General features: G+C 44.2%; 22 protein-coding genes. 8 read left to right on the top strand and 14 right to left on the bottom strand.

The genetic code is table 11. The features are described 5' to 3' along the window. Positions 1–4 precede the first annotated feature (4 nt). The 4 genes from AC59GT_RS16570 to AC59GT_RS16585 form a co-directional block, all read right to left on the bottom strand. Positions 5–196 carry a hypothetical protein gene (locus tag AC59GT_RS16570; RefSeq protein ID WP_117382335.1) on the bottom strand — a complete coding sequence of 64 codons (192 nt, stop codon included), beginning with the start codon at positions 194–196 and terminating at the stop codon, positions 5–7. A gap of 61 nt (positions 197–257) precedes the next feature. Further along, a complete protein-coding gene (locus tag AC59GT_RS16575; RefSeq protein ID WP_497238652.1) occupies positions 258–449 on the bottom strand; it encodes a hypothetical protein in 192 nt (63 codons plus the stop codon). Between the two features lie 48 nt (positions 450–497). After that, positions 498–638, bottom strand: a complete 141-nt coding sequence (locus AC59GT_RS16580) for a hypothetical protein (RefSeq protein WP_497238653.1) — start codon at positions 636–638, stop codon at positions 498–500. 35 nt (positions 639–673) lie between these two features. Continuing rightward, entirely contained in the window at positions 674–814 is a 141-nt protein-coding gene (locus AC59GT_RS16585; protein WP_497238654.1) for a hypothetical protein, read from the bottom strand. 321 nt (positions 815–1,135) lie between these two features. Here AC59GT_RS16585 and AC59GT_RS16590 point away from each other — a divergent pair, with 321 nt between their 5' ends. Beyond that, on the top strand, positions 1,136–2,572 hold the full coding sequence (locus AC59GT_RS16590) for a tetratricopeptide repeat protein (protein WP_497238655.1): 1,437 nt from the start codon (positions 1,136–1,138) through the stop codon (positions 2,570–2,572). A 1-nt stretch (position 2,573) separates the two neighbouring features. On the opposite strand, the gene AC59GT_RS16595 is transcribed toward AC59GT_RS16590, so the two are convergent. The 6 genes from AC59GT_RS16595 to AC59GT_RS16620 all read right to left on the bottom strand — a co-directional run bounded on the left by AC59GT_RS16595 (position 2,574) and on the right by AC59GT_RS16620 (position 9,730). Further along, a complete protein-coding gene (locus AC59GT_RS16595; protein WP_497238656.1) occupies positions 2,574–2,864 on the bottom strand; it encodes a hypothetical protein in 291 nt (96 codons plus the stop codon). 221 nt (positions 2,865–3,085) lie between these two features. Beyond that, a complete protein-coding gene (locus AC59GT_RS16600; protein ID WP_235853970.1) occupies positions 3,086–3,457 on the bottom strand; it encodes a helix-turn-helix domain-containing protein in 372 nt (123 codons plus the stop codon). A gap of 156 nt (positions 3,458–3,613) precedes the next feature. After that, positions 3,614–5,908, bottom strand: coding sequence for an ATP-dependent helicase (locus AC59GT_RS16605; protein WP_497238657.1), 2,295 nt, complete (start codon positions 5,906–5,908; stop codon positions 3,614–3,616). Positions 5,909–5,980: 72 nt separating this feature from the next. Further along, positions 5,981–8,161, bottom strand: a complete 2,181-nt coding sequence (locus AC59GT_RS16610; RefSeq protein ID WP_497238658.1) for a TonB-dependent receptor — start codon at positions 8,159–8,161, stop codon at positions 5,981–5,983. A 54-nt stretch (positions 8,162–8,215) separates the two neighbouring features. Continuing rightward, entirely contained in the window at positions 8,216–8,530 is a 315-nt protein-coding gene (locus tag AC59GT_RS16615) for a DUF6660 family protein (RefSeq protein WP_497238659.1), read from the bottom strand. Positions 8,531–8,626: 96 nt separating this feature from the next. Then, positions 8,627–9,730 (bottom strand): WD40/YVTN/BNR-like repeat-containing protein, encoded by a 1,104-nt coding sequence (locus tag AC59GT_RS16620; RefSeq protein ID WP_497238660.1) that lies wholly within the window; start codon positions 9,728–9,730, stop codon positions 8,627–8,629. 148 nt (positions 9,731–9,878) lie between these two features. On the opposite strand from AC59GT_RS16620, the gene AC59GT_RS16625 reads away from it, so the two are divergent. Continuing rightward, entirely contained in the window at positions 9,879–10,781 is a 903-nt protein-coding gene (locus tag AC59GT_RS16625; RefSeq protein ID WP_497238661.1) for a winged helix-turn-helix domain-containing protein, read from the top strand. 5 nt (positions 10,782–10,786) lie between these two features. Here the strand turns inward: AC59GT_RS16625 and AC59GT_RS16630 are convergent, their stop codons facing one another. Then, on the bottom strand, positions 10,787–11,197 hold the full coding sequence (locus tag AC59GT_RS16630; RefSeq protein WP_497238662.1) for a hypothetical protein: 411 nt from the start codon (positions 11,195–11,197) through the stop codon (positions 10,787–10,789). A 143-nt stretch (positions 11,198–11,340) separates the two neighbouring features. Here AC59GT_RS16630 and AC59GT_RS16635 point away from each other — a divergent pair, with 143 nt between their 5' ends. After that, positions 11,341–13,359 (top strand): thioredoxin domain-containing protein, encoded by a 2,019-nt coding sequence (locus AC59GT_RS16635; protein WP_497238663.1) that lies wholly within the window; start codon positions 11,341–11,343, stop codon positions 13,357–13,359. 89 nt (positions 13,360–13,448) lie between these two features. Then, positions 13,449–13,949 (top strand): FKBP-type peptidyl-prolyl cis-trans isomerase, encoded by a 501-nt coding sequence (locus tag AC59GT_RS16640; RefSeq protein ID WP_497238664.1) that lies wholly within the window; start codon positions 13,449–13,451, stop codon positions 13,947–13,949. Positions 13,950–13,991: 42 nt separating this feature from the next. Here AC59GT_RS16640 and AC59GT_RS16645 read toward each other — a convergent pair whose 3' ends face one another. From AC59GT_RS16645 to AC59GT_RS16655, 3 genes are all read right to left on the bottom strand, one after another. Beyond that, entirely contained in the window at positions 13,992–14,702 is a 711-nt protein-coding gene (locus AC59GT_RS16645; protein WP_497238665.1) for a hypothetical protein, read from the bottom strand. After that, on the bottom strand, positions 14,695–15,054 hold the full coding sequence (locus AC59GT_RS16650; RefSeq protein ID WP_497238666.1) for a PH domain-containing protein: 360 nt from the start codon (positions 15,052–15,054) through the stop codon (positions 14,695–14,697). Before AC59GT_RS16650 ends, AC59GT_RS16645 begins: the two co-directional genes overlap by 8 nt. Before the next feature lie 92 nt (positions 15,055–15,146). Continuing rightward, a complete protein-coding gene (locus AC59GT_RS16655) occupies positions 15,147–17,930 on the bottom strand; it encodes a TonB-dependent receptor domain-containing protein (RefSeq protein ID WP_497238667.1) in 2,784 nt (927 codons plus the stop codon). A 228-nt stretch (positions 17,931–18,158) separates the two neighbouring features. Between AC59GT_RS16655 and AC59GT_RS16660 the strand changes: the two genes are divergently transcribed. The 4 genes from AC59GT_RS16660 (at position 18,159) to AC59GT_RS16675 (ending at position 22,549) form a co-directional block, all read left to right on the top strand. Beyond that, positions 18,159–19,232 (top strand): fatty acid desaturase, encoded by a 1,074-nt coding sequence (locus AC59GT_RS16660; RefSeq protein ID WP_497238668.1) that lies wholly within the window; start codon positions 18,159–18,161, stop codon positions 19,230–19,232. A 154-nt stretch (positions 19,233–19,386) separates the two neighbouring features. Beyond that, positions 19,387–20,922, top strand: coding sequence for a TolB family protein (locus AC59GT_RS16665; protein WP_497238669.1), 1,536 nt, complete (start codon positions 19,387–19,389; stop codon positions 20,920–20,922). A gap of 11 nt (positions 20,923–20,933) precedes the next feature. Next, positions 20,934–21,848 carry a TIM barrel protein gene (locus tag AC59GT_RS16670; RefSeq protein WP_497238670.1) on the top strand — a complete coding sequence of 305 codons (915 nt, stop codon included), beginning with the start codon at positions 20,934–20,936 and terminating at the stop codon, positions 21,846–21,848. 101 nt (positions 21,849–21,949) lie between these two features. Beyond that, positions 21,950–22,549, top strand: coding sequence for a gluconate 2-dehydrogenase subunit 3 family protein (locus AC59GT_RS16675; RefSeq protein WP_497238671.1), 600 nt, complete (start codon positions 21,950–21,952; stop codon positions 22,547–22,549).

A 22,549-nucleotide genomic window follows, 5' to 3' on the forward strand; every position in this document is an offset into this window, starting at 1 on the left:
TTAATTAATCAGCCGTGCCTACGTCTTTTCTTGTGTCTGCTGTGCCTACATCTTTCCTGGTATCCGCAGTTCCAACGTCTTTTCTTGTAGAGGTGGTCTTTTTAGTGATGGTATCGCGGTGAGCGGGAACGATGGTGAATGCCGATACGATGCCGGTTGTTAATACTAATGCTGCTGCTATAATGGTCTTTTTCATGATTATTAATTTCTATAATTTATTGATGATTACTTTTCTACTTATGATTTCCTATTCCAAATTAATCAGCTGTGCCTACGTCTTTTCTTGTATCTGCAGTACCTACATCTTTTCTTGTGTCTGCTGTTCCAACGTCTTTTCTTGTAGAGGTGGTCTTCTTAGTGATGGTGTCACGGTGAGCGGGAACGATGGTGAATGCTGAAATAACGCCGGTGGTTAATACTAGTGCTGCCGCGATAATTGTCTTTTTCATTGTTTTATTATTGAATTGCTTTTATAGAGTTTATTTTTTTTCTTTTTATTAATCTGCCGTGCCTACGTCTTTTCTAAAGGGGCTGGTGTTTTGCTCAATAACTGTGGCCGTTTTTGCCGTAAGTTGTTTTTTGCAGGAAACAACTGTTGCCGACACTAACACAAGGGCTGCTATTATAATTTTCTTCATATTGATGTATTAATTCGTTTATTATTTATGGATGATCAATCTGCTGTGCCTACATCTTTGCGGAGGCCTACGCCAGCTTTAAGAATAACCTTAACTACCTTTAGATCTGTTCGCTGCATACAGGAAGCAAGTATACCTGTCAAAAGAATAAGTGTTGTAAGGCGGATTTTTTTCATAGGGATTTGTACGTGAGTTACCATTAACAGATACTTTAAATTATCAACAACCAATTTGCTTTGTTAATAAAAGCATACCTATAGGCAGGTGCAATTTTCAAAAAGGTAGATTGATGTTTTGTAAATTCGCCAAACAAAAACTTCTTATTTAAATATAAGTTATTGTTATACAGTAATTTAACATGCCAAATATACTTATGTTTTTTAATTGACAGTAAATATTGTCGAAAAAGTTAAGCACATTTTTTCTAAATTCCATTTTAACCCGTTTACTTGCCATAATATTCCTAACTTTCCACTAAAATCAACATACAGCGGCCGATGATCAAAGTTTATTTACTGGGTATATTCTTGTTTTTAGGTTTGGCTGCTCGTGCTAATGGTAGCGCCGAATTAAACAACAACGATACCACCGAAGTAGTTAAGCTAAATAAGCTGGCTTATGCCAACCGGTTAACCAGCCCACAGCAAACCGTGTCGTACGCTTCCCGGGCTTTGGGGATAGCAAAAGATATTAAGTACACCCGCGGAATAGGGGAGTCTTTCCGTATAAGGGGCATTGGTAACTACTATCTTAACCAATCAAGGCAAGCTATTGACGACTACCTAAATGCACTGGATTTTTTTAAGCAGGCCAATGATATCCGCAGCGAGGCCAAGGTGTATAACAACATAGGTAACTTATACCTGGATAATAATTACGGCATGGCGCTGGATTATCTCAATAAGTCCCTTGGGGTAGCACGGCAGCTAAAAGATGAGCAACTGATAGCTTCAACATACCTTAACATAGGCAACGTTTACTATCGTAAAAAAAGCTTTAACCAGGCGCTTAACTTTTATAACAAGAGTAACGAACTTTTTATTAAAACAAAGGATACCGTAAACATTGTACAGGCCGAGCAGAACAGGGGGGTAATTTACTTTGCGCTTAACCAACTTGATACGGCCGAGAACCTGTTACTCTCGGCCAACAAGGCAGCCAAACAGATGGACCTTAACAAGCTTGTGGCCAGCACAAACCTTACACTTGCATCATTATACATTGCCAAAGGAAAATTTAATGATGCCGAAAGGATAATGCAGGAAGGGCTTGCCTATTCTAAACAGGTAGAGGACGAAAAGCTGGCATCTGATTATAACTGGACGATTTACCAGTTGGAACTAAAGCGGAAGAACTACGAGCGTGCACTTAAATACCTGCAAATGATATTTAAGCAGGACAGTACTATTCATATCTCCAATGAGTCTACCCAGATAAACATTATTCAGGAACAATTTAAAGTACAGGCAGAACAGCGGGATAAAGACCTGATTATACAGCGGCAGCAAAACGACCGTATAAAGTTTTGGGCGGTAACCATAGTAGCCGGCCTGTTACTTGTAGTAATTGCTTTGCTGGTTAGCAACGTAAAACGCAAAGCAGCCACCAACGCTAAGCTTACAGAACTGAACGGGGAAGTATCCCGGCAAAAAGATAATTTGGACAGGATAAACCACCACCTGGAAGAGATTATAGATGAGCGCACAAAAGATCTCCAGCTGAAAAATAAAAAACTGTCCGACTACTCCAGCTACCTATCTCACCAGATAAGGGGGCCGATAGCAACATTGCGCGGGCTAATGAATCTTGAAAAAGAGGGACTGGTTGATCAGGAAGAATGTATACGGATGATGGACAAATGCGTATCAGACATTGACCAAAAAATAATTGAAATGAGCGACATGCTTAATGATACCAGCAACCCCCTGGTGTAACTTAAGCCGCCGGTAAATGGGTATGAATTTGGGCTTCCAGTAATCCCAGGTATACACAGTAATGAGATATCATCTGCAGAATGTGTAACTGCCTGTGGCGTTCGTACCCCTCTGTTTCAAAGGCAAGCTTTTCATCACCGGCGGTAACAAAAAACCTTACTTCTCCCTTACGCGGTTTAAATCTTGCTTTTAGCAAGTTAAAAGCCTTTACTTTAAGCTTATTACCAGGATCATGAATAGTACCATCCTTCTGCACGTCAGCGTTTGAAATAGATATCATGTAAGTCGACATAAACTCTCCGTTTTGGTTACGTCGTTTACCTTACAATTATATTTCCAAAACCAATAGGTTTAAGATATTTAACACATTAAGTTCTATAACTTAACATTTAAGGCGTTTAATTTCACCTTGCGCAATATTTTTACGAGAGGTTAAACTAAATTAAGTAATGCGAAAAATTGAGATGTCCACAAAAAAAGTAAGTGTTGCTTTTACTAAACAACACCTACTTTTTATAAGCTGCCGTTCTTGCTTAAAAGCTCTTCATAAAGCAGTATTACCTTGCGCTGCAGGCTGGTAATCTCTGTCTCTCTGTCGAATAACTTTTTCTGAACAAGAGTAAGGCTGTGGTCTTGTGTGGTTGGTTCCTCAACATATTCAAGCGATAGCAGGTTTACTACACTCACTTCAAAAATGTTGGCGATCTGTTCCAAACGAGATAAATTGATGTCGGTAACTCCGGTTTCAATTTTTGAGAACGCAGGGATAGAAATACCTAAACGGTTAGCTACATCTTCCTGGCTCCAGCCGCGTTCGTGGCGGAGCGTGCGGATGTTCTTACCAGCCGATTTGTTGGTTTTCTTTTTAATTGATTCGCTCATCATGTACATAATAAATTAATTGTAGGGAAAAGGGTATAAAGTAGTATCCAAACCCAGTGCCACATTCATATATGTGCATTTGACGGCTAAATTAAGGGAAAGTTAATTTGAGGTAACTAAAATATGTGGAATTACTTCTACAAGAAACGGGAATAAGTGTTACTCATTCCCGTTTAAGATGCTCAGTTTAGCAAATTTTAGCAGCAATTGTTTCTGCCCTATATCTTTAAAAAAGATGGTTGCTTTTATATCGGGCTTGTTGCCTTCCAGGCTAATTACCTTTCCAAATCCAAAACGTTCATGCTCTACCTGCATGCCTACCTGCAGGTTAGATGTATCAGACGGTTTAAAGCCGGGAGATGGCACGTGTGCCTTAGCCAGTATGGATGTTGTTTTAGCGGCGGGCGGCGCGGTGGCAACCTTTGGCCGTGAAAATGTATCGGGTTTGCTATCGGCTTTACGGCTCCAGGCGGTACGTTCGTCATCAAAAAATGAACTAGAGGCCGGTTTAGCTGATTTTTCCAGATCAAGGAACTTGGCGTCAATCTCGTCCAGGAAGCGGCTTGGCTCGCAGTTAATGAGTGTGCCGAACTTAAAACGCGACGTAGCGTAGCTGATGCTTAGCTTACGCTCTGCACGGGTTACGGCTACGTAGAACAAACGGCGCTCTTCCTCGAGGTCTGACCTTGAATTGAGCGACATTTGCGATGGGAACAGATTTTCTTCTAATCCAACCACATATACCTGCGGGAACTCCAATCCTTTTGACGAGTGGATGGTCATGAGCGAAACGGTATCGGCATTGGGATTCTTGTCGTTATCGTCATTGGTAAGCAGCGCAACATCCTGCATGAAAATATCCAGGCCTTTCTCCTCAATATCCTCACGTTCCGAAAACTCTTTTATACCGTTGAGCAACTCCTGTATGTTTTCGTACCGGTTAAGCCCTTCTACAGATTTATCTTCGTACAAATCTTTAAGCAAGCCCGAGTGCTGGGCAATATGCAGGGCTGCCTCGTACGCGCTCTGGTTTTTGGTGATCACCTGGAAGCTCTGGATCATGGTAGCAAAGTTCACCAGCGACGCGGGTGCTTTTTCCACGTAACGGTTAGCCTGCAGTATGATCTCGAAAGGAGTGAGCTGGTGTTTGTCGGCTGCTACTATCACCCTATCTACCGTAGTGTCGCCAATGCCACGTTTAGGGTAGTTGATAACGCGTTTTAACGCTTCTTCGTCGTTAGGGTTAAAGGTGAGCCGGAAGTAAGCGATAAGATCCTTTATCTCTTTACGCTGATAGAAGGATAGGCCGCCATATATTTTATAGGGGATGTTAAGCTTTCTAAGTGCCTCCTCCATAGAGCGGGACTGCGCGTTAGTACGGTACAAAATAGCAAAGTCGTGCCACTTCATACTATAGTTGCTGCGGTCCTGCATAATGGCTTCTGCTACCATCTTGCCTTCCTCGTTGTCGCTGAAGGCGCGCATTACCTTTATTTTATCGCCTGTCTCTTTTTCAGAGAAAACGTTCTTCTTCAGCTGGTCCTTATTATTAGCGATAATGCTATTGGCAACGTTAACAATGTTTTGCGTAGAGCGGTAGTTCTGCTCCAGCTTAAATACCTTTAAATCAGGATAATCCTTCTCAAAGTTGAGGATGTTCTGGATGTTTGCACCACGAAAAGCATATATACTCTGTGCGTCGTCACCTACCACACAGATGTTTTCGCGCACTGCGGCAAGGCGTTTCACGATCAGGTACTGAGAAAAGTTGGTATCCTGATACTCATCCACCATCAGGTATTTAAACTTTTGCTGGTATTTATGCAATACATCGGGGTGGTTCTTCAGTAACTCGTTTGTCTTGAACAGAAGGTCGTCAAAATCCATCGCCCCTGCACGGAAGCAACGCTGAGCATAGGTTTGATAAATAACGCCAAGCTTACCACGACCGCTGGAATGATCATCTGCCTGTATTTGGTCGTTCTGCTGGTATTCCTGCCAGCCTACCAGATTGTTTTTAGCGGCAGAGATGCGGTTATATACAAAGTTTGCATTATACAGCTTGTCATCCAGGCTCATTTCTTTAAGTATCGCACGGATAACGCTCTTGCTGTCGTCGGTATCGTATATGGTAAAGTTATTAGGATAGCCAATCTTCTCGGCTTCAACGCGCAATAACTTGGCAAACACCGAGTGGAAGGTACCCATCCAAATGTTCTTGGCTTCGGGCCCGCAAATGTGGTTGATACGCTCGCGCATTTCCTTTGCGGCCTTGTTGGTAAACGTAAGCACCAGTATGTTAAACGAATCTACCCCGCTACGTATAAGGTGCGCCACACGGTAGGTAATAACACGCGTTTTGCCGGAGCCGGCACCCGCAATAATCATTACCGGTCCTTCAATTTGCAGTACTGCGGCTTTTTGTTCGGGGTTTAGCCCTTTTAAATAATCCAAATCCTGTCCTCTTTTCTAAAGTTGCGAAATTAGCTAATTGCGCCGAAAGGTTAAAGGTAACACCCCTGATGTTTAAAGTTTAATTTTAATACCACCGTTAACAACAAAGCCATCCAGTGGAGCATAGATGTCGTTAAAGGTTGGGTTGGTAATGCTGCCGGTGTATATGCTGCCAAACTTAGTTTGCCGGGTATCTGTGAGGTTCTCGAAGTTAATAAACAGCGAGAACCGTTTCCAAATCTTTTCGCCCATCAGACCGGTGGTCCAGTAGGCACGGCCGGTTGCGCCATTATTAAGTTTTTGGGGGCTAAAGTAATAGGCTTCCAGGCCGATCTTAAGCAGGTCTTCTATTTCATAAATAAGCACATTGTTCAACCGGTGTTTGGAAACAAGGGGATAGGTGCTAATGGTATTGCCTGTGTGCTGACTAACATTAGCATAAGTGTAGCCAATAAACAGCTTAAAATCTTTATAAGAGAGCTTAACATTTGTTTCTATCCCTTTAGTGTTCAAATCTCCGGGTGGCTGCTGGTATTGCAGGTTGCCGTTAGATAGGGCAGTTAGTAGGATGGGCTGCTCTATTCGGGTATAAAAGAACAGCTGGTTAATACTGAATCCAACCTGATTATCTAACAGGCCGGTACGGTAATTTATATCGTAATTAGCACCATAAGAACGTTCTGCTTTGGTGTTTGCAACATCTACAGGCAGCACATTGCGGAACTGTATGCGTTCGGCATCTTCTGTAAACACCGTTGGTGCCTTGTAGCCCAAACCGCCTCCCAGCCGTGTAGATACCTTATTGCTGACGTTCCATAAGGCCGATATCCGTGGCAGTACAAACCAACCATAACGGTTATGATGGTCGGCACGAAGGCCGGTCTCTATTATTACTTTTTGGCTGATATCCCATGTATTTTGCACAAAACCACCTATTGTTACGTAATTATAACTTCTTAAAGGGAAGTCGCTGCTGCGGTTTTCTCTAAAATTCTCAGTCAGATAGTTCAGTCCTGAGATCCACTCGCTTTTAGCCCCCTTGTAGGAGTAATTGGCTTCGCTGTAGGTGGAAACCTGTTTACCTGCAAAGCGATAATCGGGTAATGTTATTGTCCGGTCAAAATAGCTTAGGCTATTTTTTACAATTATACTGCTGTTGGTGTCTAACCTATGTTGTAAGGTTGCCTGCGTGCTGTACCTGCCGGTTTTATTGTTTTCAAAATAAGTGTGCTGCGCGTCGCCATCGCCCCGGATGAAGTGCAGGTCGCCGCCAATGCGTTTCTCAATTGTGCTGTTGACCCCGATAGACAGATCTGTCCGCTTGCTCAGGTAAAGGAACAGCTTCGGATCTAGCGTAAACCGGTCGAATTTGGGGATAGCGGTAAGATCGATACCGGCAGGATCATACGGTGAGCCATGATTATAAGCGGCATAAACTGTAACACCAGTCTTATTGAACTTTTCGGCGTAAAAGCTGCTTACATCCAGTCCGCCGGCAGATGTTCCGTTCAGCAGAAAGTTAAGCTGCCTTTTGTCTGAAGGGGTTTTAGACACCAGGTTTACCAGGCCTGCTATAGCGCCGCCGCCGTAAAGGGTAGAGGAGGAGCCTTTTATCACCTCGACCTGTTTAAGATCCAGCGGGGCTATTTGTAACAGGCCCAAGCCTCCGGAAAATCCCGAATACAGTGGAAAACCATCGCGAATGATCTGCGTGTACTTACCGTCTAAACCTTGTATACGTATGCTGGAGTTACCTGTTGTAACAGATGTTTGCTGAGTTTGTATCCCGGTGCTTTCGGCCAGCATCATGCGGATGTCGCCGGGCTTCATATTGCCTTTTTCGTCTATTTCTTCCCCTGCAATCATTTCTACCCGGGTAGGGATGTTGGCAATGGTTCGGCTGCTGCGTGTAGCGCTTACCCGCACTTCTTCCAGTTCTTCACCTTCATCTTCCGTCTCTAGTAATACCAGTATAGTCTGTGTTTGCTGTACTGGAAAAACAAGGGTGTCGGTACGGGTTTTATAGCCAACATAACGGTACTGCAGCACCTGTTTGCCGTTCGGGATATTGGTGAAGGTAATCAGCCCGGCAGTGTCTGCTGCGGCTGCTGTGGTGCTGTTTAGTAATGTTGCGGTGGCGCCAATAAGCGGCAGGTTTGTTTTGGCGTCCTTAATAACTGCCTTAAAAGTATTTTGAGAAAATGCGGTGACAGCAAATAATAGCGCCGGCACCAGCATGAATATTTTTTTCATGAAGAGGATTTATAAGTAAGTAATGGATTGCCGCAGAGCGGCATTAACGTATGGCTAACTTATTTTTGGCGGCTGCCAGATGGATTGCGCTACCTCTTTTAAAATTGGCTGCCGATAGGCAGAGGAGTGTTCTAAAGGTTCTTCGCGGGCGATAGTTGCCGTATAAAACACTGCATTATTTACCACAAAACCTGCACAGCTTCCGCAAGAGAAAAAGGGCGAGCAGCCCTGGCAGCCTTTTTCCTTTGGCAGGGTTTTGCCTGCAAGTTCTTTTTGCAGCGGTGCTGTTTCCACGCAGTTGTCGCTGCAGCATGGCCTTACAGCCAGCATTAGCACATATAACGACAACAGAATGGCAAATGATCTCACAGGGCAAATATAGTGAGAATGCAGATAGTATATTGTATGCTGACGCTACCTGCTTGCGCCAGCATACATCTACTTATCATTATGGAACTTTATTTTTTAACACCCTTTATTGGGTATTACGTAAATTGCATTTCCGGCAACAGATAAATTAAAGCCATTACCACCTATAGCAGGAAGGCTTAGTTTATGCCAGGTTTTGCCCCTGTCAGCCGACCGGAATAAACCATTTGCGCAACCACATATCAGATACTTACCCATTTGTTTTACCGACAGAATATCCGACGAGGACTTAAGCAAGCCTGTTTTTTTCATTAGTAAACCACTCCAGGATGGTTTCAGTTCTTCGCCTATGGCTTTCCATGTTTTTCCGCTGTCTAACGAGATGTGCAGGCTGTTGGTCTGAGTTATGGTGTTATACACTATAGCAGCAAATCCGCCATCTATGCGTTCTACAGCGATGCCAAGGCCGCCTTCACTAAGCACAGGCTCCCAGTTTTCTCCTTCATCGGTAGATCTTAATATTCCATTTTTGCTGGTGGTCAGGAGTACACCATCCGATTCTACTATTTGCATTCTTCCGTCTCCAACATGCACTTGTTTCCAGGTTTTTCCATTGTTAGTGGACCTGAAAAGGCTGTTGCTGGAACCAACGAGAACTGTGCCTCCGGCAGTTTCAAAAACGGTTCTTACCTCTTTCTCTTTATAATTCTTGTACATCCAATCTTCCGTTTTATCAATACTTGTGGCTTGCTCTTGAAAATTGGTGTAGATGGGTGACCAGTTATTTGTTCCGTTTTGTTTTTTTAAGAATTGGCCTCTTAAATCATAGGCGAGTATCCCATTTTTGCCATGGATGATGTTACGTTGGTTACCCGGAAAAATTTCTTTAGTCCAGAATGGAGTGGCAGATTTTGGTTCACTGCGATAAACACCATTGCCTGCACGTAAATACAGCCCCAGGTCATCTGCAAATAAACCACCTCTCCATACACCTTCTCTCTGCAATTTCTCGGGCAGTCCTTTACTGATGTCCTGCCATGTTTGTCCGCCATCAGCAGATTTAAATATGATGCTTGCGATTGACGGTGATTTGCCCTCTCTTGTTGGTGCCTTTTTTACTTCGTTATCTGTAAGCACAAAAGAATTTAGGAGAAATAGTACCAGGATGATAGCCGGGATAAATAACAATAATCTTTTCATTTGATGAGTTTTAAAGTAGAGTTTATGTTCAGAATTAGTTTTCTGATCCTGTCAGAGTTGGTGCGACAAAAATACTTTGATGTATTTAGGCCTGAGGAACTTAGATTGTAAATAAAATTGTAAACTTTGTAAATAAAATCTTGACACCATGGCTGATAGCCGAAACCTGCTCTCTAGGAAACTTAATTACGTGTTTGGAGCGATAATGCTTTTGCTGATCTCGACAATTTGCGTGGCCTTTGGTATGGCGCAGGGTAATGACTTTGATCTGGCAAGGAGAGAGATTTTACTGCGCAGAATTGGGCACGAGTTGCTGTTACAATCAGGCGATAGTACATCGAGGGTGCTTCCCGTTAAAAAAATAGCAGATAACGAGTACCAGATAAGTTTTGAGAAAGAATTTGCTTTTCTGCCGGATTCACTAGTAAATACTACAGTGCGGTTGTTGGCCAAAGACCCGCTGGCAGGTGACTATGTTGTTAACGTACTAAATGGCGGCGATGCTGGCATAGCTTATGGTTATGCCGTATCTGAGAATAAGAAAGATGATATTGTAGCCTGTATAGGCAGGAAGCAACCTAAAGCGCATTACACAATCAATATCAAGTTTAAACCGGGGAGAATAGACTTATTAAGTAATAAAATCCTGCTGGGTGGCTTGCCTTTTTTGGCACTGGTGGGATTTGTTTTATTTAGATACGGCAAGCCGCGGAAAGTTTTAACAGAGGTGCAGAATACCGACTCGTTAACCCTGGGACAAGGATTGTTCGACGCAAAAAACCGTAAGCTCTTCGTTAACGGAAGCACAATAGAGCTTACCGGGACAGAAACCCGTTTACTGCAAATTTTCGCTATGGCTCCTAACGAGATAATAGAAAGAAGCAGGCTGCAAAAGGAAATTTGGGAAGATGAAGGCGTTGTTGTTGGGCGCAGCCTGGATATGTTCATCTCAAAACTCAGAAAAAAGCTGGAAGCTGATGCAACCATTAAAATTGTTGTTGTACGCAGCAAAGGATACAAGCTGGAGGTTAACCAGCCAGCGCAGGTATAACTTAATTAGTTTGCAGTAAGTATAAGCTGTTTTCTCACCGCATGCCATATTATCCAGCCGAAAGGCACCAGCCATATTACATCGTTCCAAACATTTACCCACAAAAATGCGGGCGTAAGCTTACCTGCCCATATGTAGTACAACGAGCCTACCGGCCCTAATAATTTTCCTATCCACCCAACGAGTATAAGCGGCCAATAAGTAACTGGATCACGTGAGGCAAAATAGTAAGCGATGCCATATACACCCACCAGCATTCCAATGCAGCGGATCAGGATCAGCAGAAAATCAGTAGGCGGGTTGCCGAAAAGCATTATCTGCGGCCATGCCGATATAACAATCCCCCAAACAATATTGTAAATAGCAGCAAGAAACATGATAATGCGGGTCCGTTTCACGCGATCCGAAGCTTTCATCGTTATAGAATTAATGTTCAAAAATTAAGGTTATTTTAATTGAACTTTCAAAATAAATTGAAATTAATTACACCTGAATACTAGCATTTTGTTTTTTTTACAACTATAATTGCCACCATTTGTCATAATACAAAGACTACTGCATGAATCGTCTCGCCAATTCCACCTCTCCATATCTATTACAACATGCTAATAACCCGGTAGACTGGTACCCTTGGGGACCTGAAGCTTTAAAAAAAGCTAAAGAAGAAAATAAGCTAATACTCGTAAGCATTGGGTATTCCGCTTGCCACTGGTGCCATGTTATGGAACACGAAAGCTTTGAGGACGAAGGTGTTGCCGCTGTTATGAACGAGCACTTTGTTTGTATTAAGGTTGACAGGGAGGAGCGCCCCGATGTAGACCAGATTTACATGAGCGCGGTGCAACTGATGACCGGCCGGGGTGGTTGGCCACTTAACTGTATTTGCCTGCCAGACCAGCGCCCAATTTACGGTGGTACATACTTTCGTAAGAACGATTGGGTAAGCCTGCTGTTTAACCTAGCCGATTTTTACAACACCAAGCCCGATGAGGCAGAGGAGTACGCGGTAAAACTTACCGAGGGCATAAACCAATACGAATCTGTAGCCTTTGTGCATGAACAGGCAGAATACAGCCCTGCAGACCTGGAACCAATAATGAAGACCTGGCGCAGGTATATAGATAATAAGGAAGGTGGTTTTGGCGGAGCGCCCAAGTTCCCGATGCCTAATAACTGGATATTCCTGATGCGGTATGCGCATTTGCTTAAGGACGATGATATAGCTGCATCGGTACAGCTTACACTTAAAAAGATGGCGTATGGTGGTATATATGACCACATCGGTGGCGGGTTTGCACGCTACGCGGTAGATGGCGTATGGCATGTGCCGCATTTCGAGAAGATGCTGTATGATAACGGGCAGCTGCTTAGCCTTTACTCGGAAGCTTACACCTGGAAACGTGATTCGCTGTATGAAACCATTGCCGATGGGATAGTCACTTTTGTGGAACGTGAGCTTACCTCGCCTGAGTATGGTTTTTATTCGGCGCTGGATGCGGATAGCGAAGGCAAAGAGGGAAAGTATTACATTTTCACCAAAGCTGAACTTCAACAGATACTGGATGGTGACACCGAACTGTTTTGCATTTATTACAATGTGACAGATGAAGGTAATTGGGAAGAAGAGCACTCTAACGTATTTTTCCGGCGCGACGACGACGAGGAACTTGCTCAAAAGCTGGGCATAGCTGTAGATGAGCTTCGCGGAAGGATAAACCTCGCCCGTCAAAAAGTTTTTGACGCGCGCGATAAACGCATACGGCCAGGTTTGGACAACAAAATACTGGCCAGCTGGAACGGGCTAATGCTGAAAGGGCTCTGTGATGCTTATAGGGCGTTCGGCAATGAGGGCTACCTCGATCTCGCGCTGCGCAATGCGGAGTTCATCACAACTAATTTATTATCGGGCGACAAGTTGCTGCGTGTTTTTAAAGAACCGGTATTGCTGCCAAACGGCGACCACGAGCCAATTGCAACCTTTTTAGACGATTACGCTAACGTTACCGAAGCCTTGATAGCCCTTTATGAGGTTACCTTTAACGAGCAATGGCTGCATACGGCCAAAGGAATTGCAGACTACGCTATACTGCACTACTACGATAAACAAACCGGCATATTTTATTACACGGCGGATGATGACCAGCACCTTATTGCCCGTAAATATGAGATAATGGATGGGGTGATACCATCATCTAACTCGGTAATGGCGCGCAACCTGCGTAAACTGGCGCTGTTTTTTGATGAAGAAAGTTATCACGAGATAGCCGCCCAAATGCTGCGGAACATTGTACCGCACCTGGCCAAATACGGCACAGCTTACCCTAACTGGACAACGCTGCTTGTAGAGGAGATACTGGGAACTTATGAAGTGGCTATTACGGGTCAAAATGCAGGGCAGCTGCGCGCGGAGTTCGAGAGCCATTATATCCCAAATAAAATCATCTTAGGAGGTGACGCGGCAACTTTATCTTTGCTGGCGGACAAGCCCGGCAATGTATCTAAGATATACGTATGCAGGGATAGGGTTTGCAGCTTTCCGGCAGACAATGTGGCAGATTCGTTAAAACAAATTGAATAATAAACGTTTATTATTAAGCTGGTAATAAAACGGCCTTAGTTTTGAAGGCAATGTTTTTTACACATTATTAAACGAGCAAATAAATTCTCATGAAAATAGAACCACAGCACGTAGTATCATTAACCTACGATCTTTACACCAAACAAGAGGACGGCAGCGAAGGCCTTGTAGAAAGCGCAACCCAGGAGCAGCCGCTTACCTTTTTATTCGGCGCAGGCCAAATGATACCAAAGTTTGAAGAAAATTTGAGTAGCCTGTCTACAGGCGATAGCTACGATTTTCATATACAGGCAGCAGAAGCATACGGCGAATTTGACGAAGAAGCCGTAGCTAACCTTCCAAAAGAAATGTTTAACGGTAGTGACCTGCCCCAGATAGGCGAGGTGCTGCCGTTACAGGATAACAATGGCAACCGTTTCCAGGGCCAGGTAGTATCTGTAACCGAAGATTCGGTAATTGTAGACCTGAACCACCCAATGGCAGGACAGGACCTGCATTTTAAAGGCGAGATCATTAACGTTCGCCCGGCAACACCGGAAGAGCTATCTCACGGCCATGCACATGGCCCGGATGGTCACCACAGCCACTAACAAAAACGATAAAGGCCCGCTGTATAGCGGGCCTTTCTTATTCTACTCATTATCGAAATCCAGGTGACCGTCGTCGGTAATGTACGCCTTGATCATGATGCGACAGGATATGCCTTCCCCGTTCAAAGTGGCGGGCGTAAATACCATATCAGCAGGGTCGGGCAGATGCGTATTCATGTTTATCACGCGTTCAAAGTTTGGCGCCACAAGGTGTACCTTGTAGTCTGCCAGTCGCCCGTAAGGGCTTACTAACAACTCGACGACCGCCGAGAAGATGTTTTTGTTGATGTCACTCAAGTCTCTCGGTAGGGTAAATAGTCTTAAATAGGGTATGTATCCATAATACCTGCCGCCTATCTTTATTGGTTTGGTCACCTTAGCAGTTGAGTCAAGGTCATGGTCTACAAAATACCTTAGCGCGGAGGTGATATCCTCCCTTCCCTCAAATTTTAATTCCTTGTTGTCGTAATCATAAGTTTCTATAAGCCGGCCTTTGCTGTCAAAAAAACGCCAGATACCCACCCGCACATTTTTGTTATACATGCCCGAAGCTACAGGTGTACTCTTTTTGTACAGCGCCTGGTATAAACCATGCAGCATGTTCTTATTGTCTTTATAGGTTTGGTACACTTCTGTAACCGAATCAGTAAGGCGGTTTTTACGTTGAGTAAGCTCCTGTGCATGGCCGCTGGCCGCGTTTAACAGCAGAACCAATATCAGCGGCAAATAACATTTATATAGTTTATTAAGCATGTTTATTAACGTATTCTATTGATGGATTATAGTCTTTCAACAAGCGAATAAATTCGCCTTTGTTTTCCGGGGAAATAACTATCGAATCAAATTTGTTGTAAAATATTTCCAGCCGGTCAAGTGATAAAGCAGGAGCGCTGAGAATAGTCCTGGTATCTTCTATTTTTTTGATTGCCGCTATCTCTATGGTCTTATTATGAAACAGCCCGCTCTTAACCTGTAAGGATGTATCGCTAACAGCATACCATGTATCAAAAAAAGCAGGCAGAAAAACGGCGCCGATGACTACCAGCATTACGGCAAGCGCAATGTATTCACCGTTATACAGGTAAATGCCTCCTATAGCAATCATAATTATTAAAGGGATGTAAATTACAAATCCTCTTTTAGACGGAAATACCCTGCGCTGGTTTAACATTGTGCTAATATAATAAATGCAGGCTATCACTGGCCGCCACCGCGCCGGCCGCCGCCAAAGCTTCGTCGTCCGCCTCCGCCGTTACCACGCCCACGCTGGCTGCCGGCAAATTTTTGCAGTCTCAACGTAAACGTAAGCATAAAATACCTGCCCAACCTGTTGGTACGTGTATCAATAATCTGGTTGCCGACTACACTGCGGCTTACGCCCGTGTTTTGGTTAAACAAGTCAAACGCCTGGAAACGCAGGGAACCTATATGGCTTTTCAAAAACTGGTACTCTACATAAGTACTTAGGAGGGTAGGGTTGGCCTTTACGGTACTGCTGAAGCCGTTGTTTATAGTTTGGGTAAGATTGTAGCCCAATACCCAGTCATTAAAGAAGTAGTTGCGGCCATCCAGTCCCAGTGTCCAGGTACGGGCATTGGTGTTTATGGAAGACGGCAAACTGTATTTAGTGGTGTTTACGCTGTAATTACCGCTTATCTCCGTATCCATCAGGCTGTCAATATCAATCCGGAGCCGGGCACCCTGGTTAAATACCCAGTTTTTCCCAACGTTACGCTCGTCCTCGATAAACGAAACATTGTTGCTAAAACTGGCACCACCATTAAGTGTCACTGTGAACTTTCGGTTAGCAAACGGTTTAGAGAAAGCGTAATTCCCGTTGGCTGAGTAAAAGCCATCGGTGTTCAAATAGCGTGTTTCCTGTGCTGTATTGTTGCGGGTGCCTATAGCACTGCTGTCGAGCGTTACCGGCCGCGTATTGGCCACTATTTTATCCTGCGTAGAAGTAAAAGACAAGTTGGTGAACAAGGAGTTTCCGCCGGCAATGTCAAACTGGTTGTAGCGCAGGCTGATATTGTTGCTGAACTCCGGCTTCAGATCCGGGTTGCCATAAACGCGATTTTGCGGGTTAGAAAAATCCGGTTGTAACTGCAGCTGTGTAAAGCTTGGCTGGTTGTTACTTCCGGTGTAGTTAACTGCAAGCGAGTGATTGCGCGAAAAGTTGTAGATGAATCTTGCGGTAGGTATATAGTTAAAGGTATGTGTACTGGTGCTGAAATGTTTCGACTGTCCGTTTAACTCAGCCGGCTGTACCGCAAGGCCGAGAGTGTAGTTGTATTTGGCTTTTACACCACGCAGGTTTAATCCAAAACGGTTGGTGATGAACTGATAGTTATATAAAGTGCTTAATGAATCGGTGAAGGTTTGCACGCCGGTAAGCGGGTCAATGTTGAAGTTGTCACGTTCATTATCAGTGTTGCTGCGGTTATAAGCATAATTCGCTTCCAAAAAATTACCGGCGCCCAGCGGCTCCGTATAGGATAATGACACCCCAACCCGGGACGAGCTGTTGTTAGTATTTATTTGCTGATAAAGCGGCGTTACAACGGTGTCCTGCCGGGTGGTGTACTGATCGTTTAAGTCCTGTGTGTTTTTTGAATAGTTGAGATTTGTATTGATGCTAAAGCTGCGCCCTTTCTTGCGGAACTTATGATTGTACAGCACACTCACACCGCCGCTGGGAGATGTTGCGTTGGTAAGTGCAAGTTCGTTGCCGGTTACAAGTGAATTGTTGCGGGTGTTGCTAAAGACATCCGAAGTGTTATCGTTTGATGAATTGTACGAAAAGCTGGGGTTTACCTTCAGGTAGTTGAGTGTATCTATACGGTACTCGATGTTGAAGTCGAATCGGTGGTTAAGGTTATGTGTTTTGCTTTCGCTGTTATCATTATTGATAATGGTACCCGATTGAAAGAGGTTTTGTTGCTGCGATGTAGTAGTTGCCAGCTTATCACGGTCGGCAAAGCTGTAGCTGCCATAAGCAGTTATTTTCTTGCCCCATTCGTTGCGGTAGTTGAATCCCAGCGAGCGGTTTGTGGTGATACCATTAGCGGTACTTACCCCGCCGGAAGCGCCGGCGTTGCCGCCGCCACGTCCACCGCGCCCGCCACCACCACCGCCTGAACCAAGGTTAAAAGCGTTGGCATTGGTATTATTTATAGTACCGATAAGCGACAATTGCTCATCTTCCTTAAAGGCATTTGCCGATGCACGCACAACATATCGGTTGTCGTTGCCTAGCCCGGCAGTTCCCTGGCCAAACTTGCCCGTACGTTTCCCTTTTTGAATGGTGATGTTTAGGATCTTTTCAGGATCGCCCGTTTTAATACCCGTAAGGTTAGCCTGGTCGCCGTAATCATCAATCACCTGTATGTTCTCCACAATATCTGCCGGAAGGTTTTGCGTAGCGGTTTGTACATCCCCGCTAAAGTAATTTTTGCCATTTACCCGCACCTTGGTAACCTGCTTGCCATGTGCAGTTACGTTGCCGTCCTTGTCTACTGATACGCCGGGCAGCTTTTTTAACAGATCCTCAACCGGCGAGCCTTCCCGCACTTTGTAGGCAGCGGCTTTGTATTCAACAGTATCTTCTTTTATGGTGATGGGGTTTATGGCCGTAACATTTACCGTGTTCAGCATGTTGGTTGCCACTGTCAGCTTTATGGGTTCCAAACGTATTGCGCCGGTATTATCATCCATAGCGTACCGCCTTGAGAACGACTGGTAACCTAGTCCGCTTACCGTTATTTTAAAGTTTTTAGAAAATACAGCGCCAAAGACAAACGCGCCCTTGGTATCACTCGCCACCACCATGCTGTCTTTCACTGATGTGAGCTTTACTGTCATCCCCGGCACAGCACCTACGCTATCTACTAAGGATCCGCTTACGGATCTTGGCTGCTGGGCTGACACTTTTATGCAAACAAACAGCAAAAAGATTAATGGGGCTAAACGTTTGATCATGATAAAGCAATTAACTCATCACATGACCATGATTGCCTTGGTAAGTTTAATAATCTACTGAATGTCATACTATTGTTGCAAAGCGCAACGTTTGTTAACTGGTGGTTTAATTATATCTTAATATTTTTAAGAATAAGTATGTGTTTTTTAAAATGAAGTTAGTATCTTTAAAACGCCCCCTAATAACTAAATTATAAATCGTTAATTTAAACTAACCTCCCGATACTAATGGCATTTATCCATGATGTGCTAGAGCGCCCTTCCTATGGCTGGAAGGATGAGAACGGCAACCTTGCCAAGCCCTCGCCTGGCCAAATATTTAAAGAATTTTTTTCACGACTGAACATCTTTCGCAGTAAAAAGAACTGGCTTTCTTTTATGAGCTGGGCTATGGTAGCTGTACTGGCAGTGTTCCTGCTGCTGTTTGTTTTTAAATATTTTTCTTTACAAGGTCTTATTATTGCTTTTGTATACAGCATGGTGGTAATGGGTACCCACGGCACCATCTGGTACCACAGGTACTGTACCCATGGCGCTTATAAGTTCAGTAATAATTTCTGGCGCTTTGTTACGCAAAATCTTACGTTGAAAATCATTCCTGAAGAGATTTACGCTATATCGCACCACGTGCACCACGCGCTTTCGGATACCCCAGGCGATCCGTACAATGCACAGGGAGGGTTCTTGTACTGCTTCCTGGCAGACGTTAACCACCAGCCCATTAACCGCAACATGAACGAGAAGGATTATCAGCGTTGCCTTACCCTAATGAAGCACACAGGTGTTACCTGCAATAGTTACACACAATACCAAAAATGGGGATCGCTGGCTAAACCTTTTAATATGATATTAGGGGTAATTGCCAACTGGGCCTTCTGGTTCACGGTGTTTTATCTAATTGGCGGACCGGCGCTGGCTTGTGCCATATTTGGCGCGGCAGGTTTTTGGGCTGTAGGTGTGCGCACGTTTAATTACGAGGGTCACGGAAAGGGTGAAGATAAGCGCCGCGAAGGCATTGATCATAACCGTAAAGACATGTCGGTAAATCAGCTTTGGCCTGGCCTTGTTGCCGGTGAGTGGCACAACAACCATCACCTGTTCCCTAAAAGCGCCCGCTCGGGCTTTAAACCTTATCAGATAGATATGGCCTGGGTTTACATCAAATTGATGTACACGTTTGGTGCAGTTAGCCAGTATAAGGATAGCAAAGCCCAGTTCCTTAAAGAATATGTACAGCCGGCCTTACAGCCCGAACCTGTTTACTGTCCGCAAACTGGCAAGCAAATTTTTGCAACTAAGTAGGTTTTAACTTAACATGATATTATTTTACCGCCTCAAAATGGTAAATGTAAAAGGGATGTGACAGCATCCCTTTTTTTATTGCAAATGATTGGTTAAAAGCATGTTTTTTAAAATGATTAGCTAACTTAGTAAACCAATTATTTATCCTCCTGCTATGCTTAAGAGATTATCTTGCTTTTTAGTGGTTGTTGCTGCCCTGCAATTTACTGTTGCTGCTTACGCGCCAAATTCCGGCGCTGGTATTTTTGATAACCATACAGATGTAGGCCCTGTTAAGCACAAAGGAGAGGTAAAGTACGATGCTGCCAAACAGCAATATACCATCAGCGGATCGGGAACCAATATTTGGGCAAATACTGATGAGTTTCATTTTGTTTGGAAAAAACTAAAAGGCGACTTTATTCTGCGTACAAACGCGGAGTTCATTGGCAAAGGCGTAGAGCTGCACCGCAAGTGGGGCTTTATGGTACGTAAAACATTAGAGGGCAATTCTGCCCACGTTAATGCTGTTGTACATGGCGACGGTTTAACCTCTTTGCAATACCGTAAAACAGCCGGTGCGGTAACTGAAGAACAGAAATCTACCGTGACGTTTGCAGGTGTAATACAACTGGAGCGCAAGGGAAATACTTACACCATGTCCGCAGCAAAAAATGGAGATGTATTTGGTCCCGAGGAAAAGGTCGACCTTGATCTTGGAGACGAGGTGTACGTTGGCTTATTTGTTTGCTCACACAACCCTGAAGTTACTGAAAAAGCCATTTTTAGCAATGTGCGCATTGTGTCTCCCGCACCGGCAGACCTCGTACCCTATAAAAAATATCTCGGCAGCGCTATAGAGATACTGGATATGGAAACTCAACACAGCCGTATCATCTACCAGTCGCTAAAATCGTTACAGGCACCAAACTGGACAAAGGACAACAAATCCCTTATATACAATAGTGACGGTACCTTATATAAATATAAGCTTGCTACCAACACACCTGTACCATTAAATACCAGCCCTGCTAAAAACAATAACAACGATCATGTTATATCTTTCGATGGCAAAATGCTTACCATCAGCAGCGGCGATGGCGGGCCTTCAATAGGCTACACGGTTCCTGTAAACGGGGGCGAGGCTAAGGCTGTAACCACCAAAGGCGTTGGTGCTTCATATATGCACGGCTGGTCTCCTGATGGTAAATACCTGGTATTTTGCGGAGAGCGCAAGGGCGAATACGATGTGTACCGCATCCCTTCAGGCGGTGGTCCCGAAGAGCGCCTTACCACAACGCCGGGGCTTGATGACGGACCTGAATATACGCCTGATGGTAAGTATATTTACTTCAACTCAGTGCGGTCTGGCCTGATGCAGGTGTGGCGAATGGATGCAGATGGCAAAAACCAGGTGCAGATCACTAATGACGATTATAACAACTGGTTTCCGCACGTTTCGCCAGACGGAAAGTGGATCGTTTACATCACATTCCTTAAAAACGAGGTTGCACCCGGCGATCATCCCTTTTACAAACATGTTTATATAAGAGTGATGCCTGCAACTGGCGGCCCGTCTAAAGTAGTTGCTTATCTTTACGGTGGGCAGGGTACTATTAATACACCATCCTGGTCGCCGGATAGCAAGCGCATCGCCTTTGTAAGTAATTCAGATCTTTTATTTCCTGTGTTCCCGATAGCAAAAAACTAAATCTCAAAAATATGAATCCATCTCGCAGAAGCTTTATTAAAACCGGTGCCATGGCGGTAACTGCCGCGGCTTTCTTACCTAAAAATGTATTGGCTGCACCAAAACTACAACGGGTAGGCTTACAGTTGTACTCCGTACGCGAGCATATGAAAACTGATCCGTCCGGAACGCTGAAAAAGCTTGCAGATATGGGTTATGTATACGTAGAGCACGCCAATTATATCGACCGCAAGTTTTATGGCTGGAATGCAAAAGAGTTTAAAAAGGTATTAGATGATTTGGGATTGAAAATGCCTAGCGGGCACACCGTTATGACCGCCCAGCATTGGGACGCTACCAAAAACGATTTTACCGATGCCTGGAAATATACAGTAGAAGACGCGGCTGTTCTTGAGCAGAAATATGTTATAAGCCCGTGGATGGACGAAAGGGTGCGTACCGATAAAGATGCACTTAACCGAATACTGGATCAGTTTAATAAGAGCGGAGAGCTTTGTAAAAAATCCGGGATGAAGTTTGGCTATCACAATCACGATTTTGAATTCACCACAATGGTAGGCGATATAAGACTATTCGACTATATACTTCAGCATACTGATCCTTCCCTGGTGGCACAGCAACTGGATATGGGCAACATGTACGGGCGCGAAAATTCAGCAGTATCTCTTATCAAAAAGTATCCGGGCAGGTTTGAGCTAATGCACGTTAAAGATGAAATTAAGAGTGCAGAGCACCCTAATGAAGGCACCGGATACGAAAGCTGTGTGCTGGGTAAAGGTGTATTGCCTGTACAAGATGTACTTAAAGCTGCCAAAAAAGACGGCAACACTACCTACTTGATTATTGAGCAGGAGTCGTACCAGGGAATGGACCCGATTGATTCTGTAAAAATTGATTTACAAACTATGAAAAAGTGGGGTTATTAGTAGTTTAACCGTACTTTTCAGCGTTAAGTATGTCGGGACAGCGCGCAAGCGTTCCCCTAACCGATCATTAAACTAAACATCGCTATAAATTGAACCTTCAAATGAACCGGCGAATAGCCATCCGCAATATGGCGCTTATTTTAGGCAGTGCCGCGGTACTACCATCCTGCCTTAACGATAAAAAAGATAAGCCGATTGTAGAACTTAAACACCTGGAGATAGACGCCGACCAGGAAAACCTGGTTACCAATCTTGCAGAAACCATTTTGCCTAAAACGAGTACCCCCGGTGCTAAAGAGCTCGGTATTAATCTGTTTATTTTGAAAATGATAGATGATTGTACGGGCAAAGAGCAGCAGGACGCTTTCAAAGCAGGCCTTAAAGAGTTTGACGAAGCAGCAGACAAAAAATATGGCAAACCCTTTAATCAGCTAACTCAGCAGGAGCGTACCGCCTTTGTTGTTGACCTGGAGAAACAGGCTAAAGAACGAGGCGCTAAAGAAGAAGCCGCAGTTATGGCTGATAAGAACCACAAAGCCGAAGAGCCGGCAAAGCTGGATACGTTTTATGGTATGGTGAAAGGCTATACAGTATTTGGGTACACTACATCCCAATACTTCATGACCAAACAGGTAGTTTATGAATTAGTGCCGGGGAGGTACAACGCAATGTTCCCGGTTAAAAAGAAGGCAACAGCATAA

It is taken from the genome of Mucilaginibacter sp. 320_HR, from assembly GCF_059691875.1.

Excerpts from the sequence above, each read along its gene's own strand:
- AC59GT_RS16650 (WP_497238666.1), bottom strand. The coding sequence starts at position 15,054 with ATGATTGCTATAGGAGGCATTTACCTGTATAACGGTGAATACATTGCG.
- AC59GT_RS16595 (WP_497238656.1), bottom strand. The coding sequence starts at position 2,864 with ATGTCGACTTACATGATATCTATTTCAAACGCTGACGTGCAGAAGGAT.
- AC59GT_RS16630 (WP_497238662.1), bottom strand. The coding sequence starts at position 11,197 with ATGAAAGCTTCGGATCGCGTGAAACGGACCCGCATTATCATGTTTCTT.
- AC59GT_RS16660 (WP_497238668.1), top strand. The coding sequence starts at position 18,159 with ATGGCATTTATCCATGATGTGCTAGAGCGCCCTTCCTATGGCTGGAAG.
- AC59GT_RS16570 (WP_117382335.1), bottom strand. The coding sequence starts at position 196 with ATGAAAAAGACCATTATAGCAGCAGCATTAGTATTAACAACCGGCATC.
- AC59GT_RS16575 (WP_497238652.1), bottom strand. The coding sequence starts at position 449 with ATGAAAAAGACAATTATCGCGGCAGCACTAGTATTAACCACCGGCGTT.
- AC59GT_RS16600 (WP_235853970.1), bottom strand. The coding sequence starts at position 3,457 with ATGATGAGCGAATCAATTAAAAAGAAAACCAACAAATCGGCTGGTAAG.
- AC59GT_RS16670 (WP_497238670.1), top strand. The coding sequence starts at position 20,934 with ATGAATCCATCTCGCAGAAGCTTTATTAAAACCGGTGCCATGGCGGTA.
- AC59GT_RS16640 (WP_497238664.1), top strand. The coding sequence starts at position 13,449 with ATGAAAATAGAACCACAGCACGTAGTATCATTAACCTACGATCTTTAC.
- AC59GT_RS16620 (WP_497238660.1), bottom strand. The coding sequence starts at position 9,730 with ATGAAAAGATTATTGTTATTTATCCCGGCTATCATCCTGGTACTATTT.
- AC59GT_RS16645 (WP_497238665.1), bottom strand. The coding sequence starts at position 14,702 with ATGCTTAATAAACTATATAAATGTTATTTGCCGCTGATATTGGTTCTG.
- AC59GT_RS16585 (WP_497238654.1), bottom strand. The coding sequence starts at position 814 with ATGAAAAAAATCCGCCTTACAACACTTATTCTTTTGACAGGTATACTT.
- AC59GT_RS16580 (WP_497238653.1), bottom strand. The coding sequence starts at position 638 with ATGAAGAAAATTATAATAGCAGCCCTTGTGTTAGTGTCGGCAACAGTT.
- AC59GT_RS16625 (WP_497238661.1), top strand. The coding sequence starts at position 9,879 with ATGGCTGATAGCCGAAACCTGCTCTCTAGGAAACTTAATTACGTGTTT.
- AC59GT_RS16665 (WP_497238669.1), top strand. The coding sequence starts at position 19,387 with ATGCTTAAGAGATTATCTTGCTTTTTAGTGGTTGTTGCTGCCCTGCAA.
- AC59GT_RS16590 (WP_497238655.1), top strand. The coding sequence starts at position 1,136 with ATGATCAAAGTTTATTTACTGGGTATATTCTTGTTTTTAGGTTTGGCT.
- AC59GT_RS16675 (WP_497238671.1), top strand. The coding sequence starts at position 21,950 with ATGAACCGGCGAATAGCCATCCGCAATATGGCGCTTATTTTAGGCAGT.
- AC59GT_RS16610 (WP_497238658.1), bottom strand. The coding sequence starts at position 8,161 with ATGAAAAAAATATTCATGCTGGTGCCGGCGCTATTATTTGCTGTCACC.
- AC59GT_RS16635 (WP_497238663.1), top strand. The coding sequence starts at position 11,341 with ATGAATCGTCTCGCCAATTCCACCTCTCCATATCTATTACAACATGCT.
- AC59GT_RS16655 (WP_497238667.1), bottom strand. The coding sequence starts at position 17,930 with ATGATCAAACGTTTAGCCCCATTAATCTTTTTGCTGTTTGTTTGCATA.